Origin of the sequence: Modestobacter sp. VKM Ac-2978 (assembly GCF_026968025.1) — a bacterium.
In the GTDB taxonomy this organism is placed as follows: domain Bacteria; phylum Actinomycetota; class Actinomycetes; order Mycobacteriales; family Geodermatophilaceae; genus Modestobacter.
Map to the genome: position 1 here is coordinate 401,142 of NZ_JAPVBP010000004.1, position 11,662 is coordinate 412,803.

Below are 11,662 nucleotides of genomic sequence, written 5' to 3' on the forward strand. Positions count from 1 at the left end.
CGCGCTCGACAGCGGACGACGTCGAGATCGGGCTGATGGCGGTCTCCCTGGGCACGTGACCGCCACCGGCCCGATCTCGGCGGCGTTCCTCAGCCCTGCGGCATGGTGATCACCGGCTTGACGACGGCGCCGCTGTAGGAGGCCTCCATCGCGTCGCTGATCCGCTCCAGCGGGAAGTACTCGACCAGCCGGTCGAACGGGAACCGTCCGGCGGCGTAGAGGTCCATCAGCGCACCGATCAGCCGCGGGCTGCGGTCGCTGCCGCCCAGCGTGCCGACGATCGACTTCCCCCACAGCGTGCTGATGTGGTCGACGCTGAACTCCGCCCCGGCCGGCGCGCCGCCGATCAGCAGGCAGGTGCCGCGCATGCCGACGGAGTCGACGGCCTGACGGATGACCGGGACCACCCCGGTGCACTCCAGGGCGAAGTCCGCCGGGCCACCGCAGATGTCGGTGACCGCCTGCACCGCATCGGTGTCCGAGGCGTCGACGACGTGGGTGGCGCCCAGCTCGGTGGCCAGCCGGAGCCGGGACTCGTGTCGGTCGACGGCGATGATCGTCGTCGCCGGGGTGTTGCGGGCGGCCATGACGGCGGCGAGCCCGACGGTGCCGGCGCCGTAGACGACCAGCGAGGCACCGGGCTGGGGGCGGGCGGTGTTGAACACCGCCCCGGCACCGGTGGCCAGTCCGCAGGCCAGCGGGCCCATCAGCTCGACCGGCAGCCCGGCCGGGATCGGCACCAGGGCGTTGGCGGTGGTGAGCGAGTGGGTGGCGAAGGAGGACTGGCCGAAGAAGTGGCTGGCCAGCGGGCTGCCCTCGGTGGTGCGCAGCGCGGAGGGCCCGTCGAGCCGGTGCCCGCCGATGACCAGCTCGCCCAGCCGCAGGCAGTAGCGCGGTTCGCCGTCCAGGCAGTTGCGGCACTGCCCGCACCACGGCCAGCCGATGACCACCGGCTGGCCCTCGCTGAGGCCGGTGACGCCCTCGCCCACCGCGGCGACGGTGCCGGCGCCCTCGTGGCCGAGCACGCCGGGCAGCGGGAAGGGCATGTCGCCGTCGCGGGCGATGCCGTCGGTGTGGCAGAAGCCGGTCGCGGCGACCCGGACCAGCACCTCACCCGGGCCGGGCTCGTCCAGTTCGACGTCCCGGACGACGAACGGCCCGTGCTGCTCCTCGACGACGGCGGCGGTGACCTTCATCTGCGCTCCTGCACCGGACCGGCCGGTGACGGCCGCGCCGGTGCGTCCGCGGACCATCGCGCCGCGAACGTCCGCGCTCGGGCGTGCCCGCAGTCTGCCCGCCCCGCGTCGGCTCAGCGCAGCGGCGGGACGACTTTCCGCTCCGCCAGCTGCTCGAACAGCTCGCCGAAGCGCTGCTCGGTGTCCAGGCAGTCGGCGAACCCCGCCTGCCGCAGCTTGATCGTCGAGCTGACGTTGTCGAAGCCGGAGGTGAAGATGAACTCCCCGAACTCCCAGCCCACCAGGTCCTCGTACGGCGTCGGGACGAGGTCGTACCGCGCGGCCAGCCGCTCCCAGACGTCGCGCCGGTCGGCCATCGCCTCGGCGAGCGGCACCGGCTGCGGCTCGGCGTGCTCCATCCCGAACGCCCGGGCGAACGCCGGGAAGAGGTGGCGCCAGCGCAGCTGGTCGCCGTTGGTGACGTTGTAGACCTCGCCGTCCGCGGCCGGCTCGCCCCCGGCCCACACCGTGGCCCGGGCCAGCAGCTCGGCGTCGGTCACCTGGTAGAGCGCGTCGTAGGCGGCCAGGCTCCCGGGGAACCGCAGCGGCTGCCCCAGCTCCCTGCTGATCGCGGCGTACACCGCGATCACCATCAGCAGGTTCATCGGGTTGCCGACGGCGTAGCCGATGACGCCCTCCGGCCGGAGGACGGTCAACCGGAAGCCCCGTTCGGCGGCGACCTCGCGGAGCAGGTCCTCCTGGTCGTAGTAGAAGTTCGGCTGGACGATCCGCGGGTCGCTCTCCTTGGCCGGGGTGTTGAAGAAGCCCATGTGCGCGCCGTAGGCCTTGCCACCCTGGTACAGCGTCACGTGCTCCAGCGGCGCCCCTGCCGCGGCGAGCCCGTCGAGGGTGTGCCGCAGCATGCCGACGTTGACCTCCGACAGCTCCCGCGCGGTCGGCCGCTCGGCGTACGCGCCGAACACCAGGTGCGAGACGTCGCCTGCCCCGGCCAACCCGGCACGGGCGCCCTCGACGTCGCGCAGGTCGACGGCCAGGTGCCCCCAGCCCGCACCACGCGGGGGACGGCGGCTGAGCCCGCGGACCCGCCAGCCCGGCTGCCGCGCGTACTCGGCCGCGGCGGCTGCACCGATCACCCCACCCGCGCCGGTCACCAGCACGCTGCCCTGCTCCGTCATCCCGCTGCACCTCTCGTCGTCGGTCGTCCCCGGGCGTGCATGCCCGCCGGGGAGACCGCGAACCGGTCAGCGGCTGTGGCGCGCGACCAGTTCCGCGCCGATCCGGGTCAGCTCGGTCCGCACCTCGACCGGCTCGACCACCTCGACCGCCCCGCCGAGCCCGGCCAGCTGCTCAGCGACCGACCGGGCCGTGTGCGCCGCCACCCGGAGCGCGACCCGGCCGTCGGTCTGCTCCTCCCCGACGGTGCAGTGCCGGCCGAACAGCGCCTGCAGCACGGGCACCAGCCGGGCCGGCACGAGCACCGCAGCCGCGACCGCGGACCGGCGCCCCTCCATCTCCGCGACCACCTCCTCCCACACCGCCGCGAGCTCCAGCTCGGCCGGCCGCTGGGCGGGCTCGTCGGTCAGCTCCGCGGACACCACCCGGTCCGCCCGGAAGGTGCGCCGGCCCCGCGGGGTGCCGGCGAGCAGGTACCAGACGTCGCCCTTGGCGTCGAGGCCCCACGGGTCCACCACTCGCACGGCCGTCACCCCGTCCCGGCCCGGGTACCCCAACCGGAGCCGCCGGCGTCGGACGAGGGCCTGCTGCAGCAGCTCCACGACCGGCGGCCGCGAGTGGTCGGACCCTCCCCACCCGGCGCCGTCGACGACCACGGCCTCGGCCGCCGCCCGGGCGCCCTCCCGGAACGGTCCGGGCAGGGCGCGCACCAGCTTGCGCAGCGCGGTCCGGGCTGCCGGACCACCCTGCGCCGCCGGCCCGAGCAGCAGGAACAGCGCCGCCGCCTCGGCCTCGGTCAGCCCGGTGAGGTCGGTGCGGGCACCGCCGACCAGCGACCAGCCGCCGCCCCGGCCGGGCTGCGGGTAGACCGGGATGCCCGCCGCGGAGAGGGCCTCCAGGTCGCGGCGGGCGGTGGCCACGGACACCTCCAGCTCGGCGGCGAGCTGGGCGGCGGTCACCCGGCCGCGCGCCTGCAGCACCAGCAGCCCCGCCACCAACCGGTCCGCCCGCATGCCGGGGAGGATGCCGCGCAACGTGCTCAGGAGGTGAGCACTTCAGCGCGGATCGTGGTCCTCGTAGCCATCACCGGCGGCGCCCGCCGCCCGACGAGAGGACCCCGCGATGTTGCGAGAGCTGGCCACCGTCTCCTTCTACGCCGACGACCTGGCCGCGGCCGAGCGCTGGTACACCGAGCTGCTGGGCATCGAGCCCTACTACCGGGTGGCCGGCGGCTACCTGGAGTACCGGGTCGGGGAGAGCGAGGACGAGCTCGGCCTGATCGACGCCCGGTACCGGCCCGGCGGCCTCACCCCGGCCCCGGCCGACGCCGTCGTCTTCTGGGACGTCGACGACCTGCCGGCCGCCCTCGACCGGCTGGTGGCGCTGGGCGCGACCGTGCACGAGCCCGTGCGGGAGCACGGGGACGGCGAGGGGTTCGCCACCGCCTCCGTCGTCGACCCCTTCGGCAACGTGCTCGGCATCATGGTGAACCCGCACCACCGGGAGCTGCGGGCCCGCCGGACGGCCGCCGCGACCGGCTGAACCGCGGAGGCGTCAGCCGAACAGCTCGCTGATCAACGACTTCTGCTTCCGCGGCTTGCCGTAGGACCCGTGCGAGGAGCCGTGCCCGGAGCTGTTGCTGCGCACCTGGCCGAGCACCTCGCTGACGACGGCGCCCAACGACCCCGCCGACTGGCCCTGCGGGTGGGAGAACGGCTGCTGCGACGACGTCGGACGGGGCGGCTCAGCAGCCGGGGCGGGACGGGCGTGCCAGGCGTTCTCCGCGTCGACCAGGCGCTCCAGCTCACCGCGGTCCAGGAAGATCCCGCGGCAGTCGGTGCACTGGTCGACGTGGACGCCGTTGCGCTCGTAGGTGCGCATCGTCCCCTGACACTTCGGGCAGACCAGGTCCATGGCCGGGCAACGGCGCCCGTCGTCCGGGGGTTCCCGGCCGGTTCAGCGCTTGCCGCGCCGCTCGGCCGCGCGGGGGCGCGCCGCCTCGTCGCAGCGCTCCCGCGACCGGGTCTCGGAGAGGTAGTGCTGCACCGTCCCGAAGCTGGGCCGGGAGCCCCGGGCCGCGACGTCGTGGCGGGCCTCCCACTCGGCGATCACCTTCTCCGCCGGGGTCATGGTGAGCGGGTCGGGGTGCGGCCGGCGGGCACGGCCGGCCGAGCTGTCCATGGCTGCGTCGCTCATGGCTGGGTCCCTCCAGGAGGATGCGTGCCCCTCCATGGTCACCCCGTGGGGCGGGGTTGAGAAGACCTGTGCGCGCGCCGTGCCAGGGTGTCCATCGTGACCATCGAGCGCACCGTCCGGCTGTCCTTCACCACCGGGGCCCGGGAGGCGGGCACCCACACCAACCTCTCCGCCGTCCGGAGTGACGGCCCGGTCCTCTGGGTGGCCGGTGACGAGACGGCGACGATCGAACGGCTGGTCGCCGACGACCCGCACGCCCCGGGGAGCTACGCCGACCAGACCAGCTGCCGGCTCGCCGACCTGGTCGACCTGCCGGGCGAGGACGACGACGAGGAGGCCGACATCGAGGGGATCGCCCGGTCCGGCGACTTCCTCTGGGCCGTCGGGTCGCACAGCCTGCGGCGCAAGCGGATCAAGGCCAAGCACGACGGGGACAAGGCGCTCCGCCGGCTCGCCCAGGTGACCGGGCAGGCCAACCGGCAGGTCCTGGTGCGGATCCCGGTCACCGACGTCGACGGCCTGCCCACACCGGTGCAGGAGACGACCGTGGCGGGCGGGACCCAGCGGGCCGCCGTCTTCGGCGCGTCCGGCCCGGACCTGCGCGACCTGCTCGCCGACGACGAGCACCTGGCACCCTTCCTCGCCATCCCGGGCAAGGACAACGGCCTGGACGTCGAGGGCATCGCGGTGGCCGGGGAGCGGGTGTACCTGGGCCTGCGCGGCCCCGTGCTGCGCGGCTGGGCGATGGTGCTCGAGCTCCGCCCCGCCGTCGACCCGGACGACCCCGGCCGGCTCGTGCTCGAGCCGTTCGAGGACGGGCGCCGCTACCGCAAGCACGTGCTCGACCTCGCCGGGCTCGGGGTCCGCGACCTCTGCCCGCACGGTGCCGACCTGCTCGTGCTCGCCGGCCCGACGATGGACCTGGACGGGCCGGTGCACGTGTTCCGCTGGCACGGGGCGCTGGACACCGACACGCCGCAGGTGGTCCGGGGCGACCTGCTCACCCGCGACCTCGACCTGCCCTTCGGCATCGGGGTGGACCACGCCGAGGGCATCGGCCTGCTGGACGACGACCCGGCCGGCCCGCAGCTGCTGGTCGTCTACGACAGCCCGGCCCCCGAGCGGCTGCACGAGCACGGGGTGACCGCCGACGTCGTCCGGCTGCCGCCGCCGGCCACCGCCGGCTGAGTCAGGCTCCTTGCCCGAGGGCGGCGATCGTCGCCCGTACCTCCGCGGCCGTGCCCGGCTCCACCGGCAGGTGCGGCAGCAGCGCGGGGAGCTCCTCCGGGAGCAGGCCCTCGGCCAGCAGCACGTCCAGCAGCCGGTCGGCGGCGGACACCGGGACGGGCCGCGGGAGCCCCGCGGTGCCGATCGCCGCCTCGGCCAGGAACAGTGCACCCGCCAGCTCGTCCGCCGCCGGCCCCACCTCCGGGACCTCGGCCGGCGCCGCCGCCCGGGTGACCGCCTCCGCCGCGCGCACCAGGGACAGCGGCAGGCCCTCCGCCTCCACCTCCACCAGCGGGACCGCCCCCAGCGCCGCCAGCACCAGGTGCTCGGCGTCGATCCGCAGCGGTGCCTCCCACTCCCCCACCCGCACCACCTCGACCAGGTCGCCGCCGTCCTCCCCGAGCTCGTCGAGCAGCTCGGCCCAGTCGGCGGGACGGGTCGCCCGGGCACGCTCGACCGCGGCGACGCAGGTGTCGAGCACGAACGGCTCGACGACCTCCCGGTCGAAGTGCTCGGCGTAGAGCGTGCCGTCGGCGGTGACCGCGTTCAGTGCGTCCTGGAAGCTGCCGGGCCGGGCGTCGCCCAGCTCGAGGCGGCCGTCCTCCTCCCCGCTGAGCGGCTGACCGGTCACCGCCCGGGCGCCGAGGGTCAGCCCGGTGGCGGTCACGCGGCCGCGGACGCGCAGGTGGTGGTCGTGATCGGAGAGGCCGACCGACCAGGCGCAGGCCTCCGCGATCAGCGCGCCGGCGCGCTCACGGAGCACGTCCCGGCTGAGCAGGGCGATGAGGTCCGGGCCGAAGTCGCTGTCGTACACCCCTCCACCATGCCCTCTCCCCGCCGTCGGGGGTGGGCGGGCGGCGCGGCGGGTGGCGACCTCCGCGTTGACCGAGCGGGGACCGGGCGACCGGCCTAGCGTGCACCTACCCCAGCCATGGCCCACTCGGAGGAACCCATGCGCGTACCCGTCCTGCCCCTGCGCCGGAGGGCCGCGGTCACCGCCGCGCTCGCCGCCGCCCTGCTGGTCCCGGCCAGCGCGACCGCTGCCGCCCCGTCGGACCCGGGCCAGCCCGGCACCGGCGCCGGGGTGGACGCGGCCGGCTCCGGGACCCTGCCGATCCGCGGCCTCGACCTGGACGCGCTGACCATCCCCGAGCTGCAGGCCCGGATGGACGACGGCAGCCTGACCGCCGTCCAGCTCACCACGGCCTACCTGGCGCGGATCGCCGCGGTCAACGACGACCTCGGTGCGGTGCTCAGCATCAACCCCGAGGCGCTGCGCGACGCCGCCGCCAGCGACCGGGCCCGGCAGCGCAACCAGGCGCGCGGGCCACTCGAGGGCATCCCGATCCTGCTGAAGGACAACGTCGACACCGAGCAGCTGCCGACCACGGCGGGCTCGCGGGCGCTGCTGGACAGCCGCCCGGACGACGCGGAGATCACCCGGCGGCTCCGGGACGCCGGGGCGATCGTGCTGGGCAAGGCCAACCTCTCCGAGTGGGCCAACTTCCGCGGCGAGGCCTCGTCCAGCGGCTGGAGCGGCGTCGGCGGGCAGACCGCCAACCCCTACGTGCTGGACCGCAACCCGTGCGGTTCCTCCTCCGGCTCCGGCGCCGGCGTGGCCGCCTCACTGGCCCAGGTGGCGATCGGCACGGAGACCGACGGCTCGATCGTCTGCCCGGCCGGGGCCAACGGGGTGGTCGGTCTCAAGCCGACCCTCGGCCTGGTCAGCCGGACCGGCATCGTGCCCATCTCCGCCGAGCAGGACACCGCCGGCCCGATGGCCCGGCACGCCGTCGACGCGGCGCTGATGCTGGAGGTGCTGGCCGGCGCGGACGACGCCGATGCCGCCACCGCGGAGATCCCCGCCGACCTGGCCACCGACTTCGCCGACCTGGACCTCGACGCGCTGGAGGGGGCCCGGATCGGCGTCTGGACGCTCACGGCCGAGCAGGCCGCGGCGGTCGACGACCGGACCGAGGAGGTGTTCGCGGCGGCGGTGAAGCAGATCGAGGCCGCCGGTGCGACCGCCGTCCCGGTGCAGCTGGCCTACCAGGAGGAGATCGGCGCGGGCGAGTTCCCGGCGCTGCTGGCGGAGTTCAAGCGGGACCTGAACGCCTACCTGGCGGCCACCCCCGGTGACCACCCGAAGGACCTCGCCGGGATCATCGAGTTCAACGAGCAGGACCCGGTCGAGCTCGCCTACTTCGGCCAGGAGCTGCTCGAGCAGGCCCAGGCGACCACCGTGCCGGAGGAGGACGCCGCGATCCGGGAGACCCGCAACCGGATCCGGGACCTGGCCCGCGCCTCGATCGACGAGGTGCTCGCCCAGGGCGCCGGCCCCGAGGACGACCTCGATGCCATCGTCGGCCTGACCAACACCCCGGCCTGGCAGACCCGCTACGAGTACCTGGACGGGGAGGCCGACGCGTTCGTCTACGCCACCTCCACCCCGGCCGCGGTGGCCGGCTACCCGAACATCTCGGTGCCCGCCGGCTTCGCCGGTATCCGGGACTCGCTGCCGATCGGGGTCTCCTTCTTCGGGGCCCGTTGGGACGACGCCCAGCTGCTGGACATCGCCGCGGACTTCGAGGACCAGGCCGCGGCCCGCGAGGCACCGGGCTACCTGCCCACGGTGGGCTCGGACCCGCAGCCGGACAACCCCGAGCCGGCGACCTGACGAAGGACCCCCTCCTCCCCACCACTCGCACGCTCGCGGCGGGTCTTCCGGCCCCCTCTCAGGGGCCCGCGCTGAGCCTGCGAAGCGTGGGGGAGAGGGGGTCCTTCGTCAGCCCAGCAGCGCGGCGCGCAGCTCCTCGGCGTCGGTGCGGACCTGCGCGAGCACCGGGGCGACGTCCCGCTCCCGCAGCTGACCGCAGCTGACCCGCTCGATCGGGGTGTCCTCGTGGTCGCCGTCGGTGAGCCGCCCGGTGACCTCGAAGGCGGACCGGAGCAGGGCGCCCTGGAAGGAGGCGTCGTCGTCCACCTGCTTGAGCGGCAGGAGCATGCCCGCCGGGAAGCCCCACTGCTCCAGCGCCACGGAGGTCAGCCGCAGCGCCGAGATGCCGTACCGGTGCACCTCCGCCGTGCGGCGGGCGACCGCGGACCGGTGGGTGCTCCACAGCTCGGCGTAGCCGTCGGGGTCGTTGTGGTGCAGCAGCGCCACGCCCATCTGCGCCAGCAGACCGAGACAGAGCGCGTCCTGGGGACGTTCGGCGAACCGGGGTGCCAGCGTCGAGGCGGCCAGCGCCAGGGTGGTGCTGACCTCCCAGAAGTCGTCGGGCAGGAGCGACTCGTCGTCCAGGTCGGTCAGGGCGACCGTGGCCATCGTGCGCACCGTGCCGAAGCCGACGACGGTGACCGCGAACTGCAGTGAGGTCACCCGCCCGCGCATCCCGTAGAACGCCGAGTTGGCCAGCTTCATCACCCGGCCGGCCAGCGCGACGTCCGCGCCGAGCAGGCGGGACAGCTCCTTCGCGCTCGCCCGGTCGGAGTTCGTCTCGGCGACGACCTGGGCGGCGACCGGCCGCTGGGCGGCCATGCTGTCGATGCTGCCGAGCACCCGCTCCAGGTCGAAGAGCGGCGCAACGGTCAGGGACGGTGCGGCGGAGGGGGTCACGTCAGCTCCAGGTCGGGGTGCCGGACCGCTCCGGGGGTGGCGGTCGCCGTCTCGGCGAACCAGGCGGCGGCGTCCTCGCCGGACAGTGGCGCGGCCAGGCTGAAGCCCTGCAGGTAGGTGGCGCCCAGCCGGGCGAGCTCGTCGGCCTGCTCCTCGGTCTCCACGCCCTCGGCCACCGTGTCCAGCCCCAGGCTGCGGGCCAGGGCGATGACCGCGGTGGTGATCTCGGGGTGCCCGTCGGCCAGCTCGGCGACGAAGGACCGGTCGACCTTCAGGCAGTCGACCGGCAGGTGCCGCAGGTAGGCCAGCGAGGAGTAGCCGGTGCCGAAGTCGTCGATGGAGACCTGCACACCCAGCTCGCGCAGCTGCAGCAGGACGGCGCGGGCCGAGGCCGGGTCCTTCATCAGGGCCGACTCGGTGATCTCGATGGAGAGCCGGTTGGCCTGCAGGCCGTGGCGCTGCAGGGCCGCCTGCACGTGGCCGTGCAGGTTGACGTCCAGCTGGAGGGCCGAGACGTTGACGTTGGCCCGCTGCGGTGCACGGCTGCCCAGCCGGCGGTCCCACTCGGTCAGCTGCCAGCAGGTCTCGTCCAGCACCAGGGACCCCAGCGCCGACACCAGGCCGCTCTCCTCGGCCAGCGGGACGAACGTGCTCGGCGGGATCGCCCCGCGCTCGGGGTGCTGCCAGCGGGCCAGCGACTCCACGGTCACCGCGCTGCCGTCGGCGGTGCTGAAGATCGGCTGGTACATCAGGGTCAGCTCCCGGCGGCCGATCGCCTCGCGCAGGTCGGCCACCAGCCGCAGCTTGTCCCGGGCCTGCGCCCGGGCCTCGGAGTCCAGCACGGTGATCCGGCCCTTGCCGGCGGCCTTGGCCTGGTACATCGCGATGTCGCAGTCGCGGATCAGGTCCTCGGCGGCGGCGTGCTCGGCGGTCTGCACGGTGACCCCGACGCTGGCCCGGGGGTGCAGCTCCACCCCGGAGAGGGTGAGCGGCCGGTGCAGCGCCTCCCCGATCCGCTCGGCGAGCGCCACGGCGCCGTCCTCGGAGACCTGCTGGCAGACGACGACGAACTCGTCCCCACCGAAGCGGGCCACCAGGTCGCCCGGTCGCACCGTCGACCGCAGGCGCTGGGCCACCTCGACCAGCAGCGCGTCGCCCACGGTGTGCCCGAGCGAGTCGTTGACCACCTTGAAGTTGTCCAGGTCCAGGAAGATGCAGGCCAGACCGCCGACGCCGGGGCGGAAGCGCTCGGCCACGTGCTCGGCCAGCAGCGTGCGGTTGGGCAGCCCGGTCAGCGGGTCGTGGTTGGCCTGGTGGGCCAGCCGCGCCTCGAAGGCCAGCCGGTCGGTGATGTCCTCGATGGTGCCGATGAAGCCGGCGCCCGCCCCCGGGGTGAACACGTGCGCGAAGCGGATGACCGTGCTGCGCTCGGTGCCGTCCTGCCGGACCAGCCGCGCCTGCGCCTCGCGGTCGCCACCCTCGAGCACCGCGATGGCCTGTTCGACCACCGTCTCGAGGTCGTCGGGGTGCACGGCGTCCAGCCAGCCGGTGCCGAGCAGCTGTTCGGCCTGCGTGCCCATCAGGGCGCAGAACGCGTCGTTGACGTGCGCCAGGCGCATGCCCTGCTCGGACAGCAGCGTGGGCACCGGTGAGCGCTCGGTGAGGGTGGCGAAGCGCCGCTCGGAGGCGTCGGCGGTCGCCCGCAGCGCCCGTTCGGTCTCGTTGGCCGTGGAGGTCACCCGGAGGGTCCAGCGCCGTCCGGCCGGTGGCGGGACCGGCACGGCGGAGACCGTGCACTCCAGCAGGGCGCCGCTGGCGCACCGGACCGGCAGGGTCATGTGCACGGTCCGCTCCCGGCGGAGGAGCAACTTGAGCTCCCCGCCGCCCAGCGAGGGCAGCAGCTGCTCGACGGCCACCGCGTGCAGGTCCGCCGGCCCGTAGCCGAGCAGGGTCGCGACCCCCTCGTTGGTCCAGCCGACCCGCAGCACGCCGCCCACCTGCTCGATCACGAGCACCGCGACGGCGTCGCTGACGCTCACGCCGTGGAAGACCGCGGCCACGATCTCGGGGGACGCCTGGGGCTCGCCGACCGCCCGTGTCCGTGCTGACATGCCGTCCCTCCCCCCGCCGTCCACCCGGCGCGCCGGTGCGCCCCTGCCCACAGCGTCGTCCCGCCGGAGACGGCACTCCAGCCGATCGGGCGGACTTCCCTCCTTCGGGGCGGGGCGGGGCCACCGCGACCACAGCGGGTGAC

Annotated in this window: 11 protein-coding genes; 3 read left to right on the top strand and 8 right to left on the bottom strand. The window is 74.9% G+C overall.

What is annotated here, in order from left to right; translation table 11 throughout:
* Positions 1-89: 89 nt before the first annotated feature.
* The 3 genes from O2W53_RS12890 to O2W53_RS12900 form a co-directional block, all read right to left on the bottom strand.
* Positions 90-1,196, bottom strand: coding sequence for an NAD(P)-dependent alcohol dehydrogenase (locus O2W53_RS12890; RefSeq protein ID WP_269163438.1), 1,107 nt, complete (start codon positions 1,194-1,196; stop codon positions 90-92).
* 113 nt (positions 1,197-1,309) lie between these two features.
* Positions 1,310-2,371, bottom strand: a complete 1,062-nt coding sequence (locus tag O2W53_RS12895; RefSeq protein ID WP_269163439.1) for an SDR family oxidoreductase — start codon at positions 2,369-2,371, stop codon at positions 1,310-1,312.
* Positions 2,372-2,437: 66 nt separating this feature from the next.
* Complete coding sequence (locus tag O2W53_RS12900; protein ID WP_269163440.1) at positions 2,438-3,382, bottom strand: helix-turn-helix transcriptional regulator; 945 nt, start codon at positions 3,380-3,382, stop codon at positions 2,438-2,440.
* A gap of 109 nt (positions 3,383-3,491) precedes the next feature.
* On the opposite strand from O2W53_RS12900, the gene O2W53_RS12905 reads away from it, so the two are divergent.
* Positions 3,492-3,911, top strand: coding sequence for a VOC family protein (locus O2W53_RS12905; RefSeq protein WP_269163441.1), 420 nt, complete (start codon positions 3,492-3,494; stop codon positions 3,909-3,911).
* A gap of 12 nt (positions 3,912-3,923) precedes the next feature.
* Here the strand turns inward: O2W53_RS12905 and O2W53_RS12910 are convergent, their stop codons facing one another.
* Together O2W53_RS12910 and O2W53_RS12915 are read right to left on the bottom strand one after the other, a co-directional pair.
* Positions 3,924-4,283: a TFIIB-type zinc ribbon-containing protein gene (locus O2W53_RS12910; RefSeq protein WP_269163442.1), complete on the bottom strand. Its 360-nt coding sequence runs from the start codon at positions 4,281-4,283 to the stop codon at positions 3,924-3,926.
* A 42-nt stretch (positions 4,284-4,325) separates the two neighbouring features.
* Positions 4,326-4,565 carry a hypothetical protein gene (locus O2W53_RS12915; protein ID WP_269163443.1) on the bottom strand — a complete coding sequence of 80 codons (240 nt, stop codon included), beginning with the start codon at positions 4,563-4,565 and terminating at the stop codon, positions 4,326-4,328.
* A 96-nt stretch (positions 4,566-4,661) separates the two neighbouring features.
* On the opposite strand from O2W53_RS12915, the gene O2W53_RS12920 reads away from it, so the two are divergent.
* Positions 4,662-5,753 (top strand): DUF3616 domain-containing protein, encoded by a 1,092-nt coding sequence (locus tag O2W53_RS12920; protein WP_269163444.1) that lies wholly within the window; start codon positions 4,662-4,664, stop codon positions 5,751-5,753.
* Between the two features lies 1 nt (position 5,754).
* Here O2W53_RS12920 and O2W53_RS12925 read toward each other — a convergent pair whose 3' ends face one another.
* Complete coding sequence (locus O2W53_RS12925) at positions 5,755-6,606, bottom strand: hypothetical protein (protein WP_269163445.1); 852 nt, start codon at positions 6,604-6,606, stop codon at positions 5,755-5,757.
* Positions 6,607-6,744: 138 nt separating this feature from the next.
* Between O2W53_RS12925 and O2W53_RS12930 the strand changes: the two genes are divergently transcribed.
* Positions 6,745-8,469 (top strand): amidase, encoded by a 1,725-nt coding sequence (locus tag O2W53_RS12930; RefSeq protein ID WP_269163446.1) that lies wholly within the window; start codon positions 6,745-6,747, stop codon positions 8,467-8,469.
* 108 nt (positions 8,470-8,577) lie between these two features.
* Here the strand turns inward: O2W53_RS12930 and O2W53_RS12935 are convergent, their stop codons facing one another.
* Together O2W53_RS12935 and O2W53_RS12940 are read right to left on the bottom strand one after the other, a co-directional pair.
* Positions 8,578-9,408 carry an HDOD domain-containing protein gene (locus O2W53_RS12935; RefSeq protein ID WP_269163447.1) on the bottom strand — a complete coding sequence of 277 codons (831 nt, stop codon included), beginning with the start codon at positions 9,406-9,408 and terminating at the stop codon, positions 8,578-8,580.
* The gene (locus tag O2W53_RS12940) at positions 9,405-11,519 is read right to left on the bottom strand and encodes a putative bifunctional diguanylate cyclase/phosphodiesterase (protein WP_269163448.1); all 2,115 of its coding nucleotides are present in this window, start codon (positions 11,517-11,519) and stop codon (positions 9,405-9,407) included. Before O2W53_RS12940 ends, O2W53_RS12935 begins: the two co-directional genes overlap by 4 nt.
* Positions 11,520-11,662: the final 143 nt, after the last annotated feature.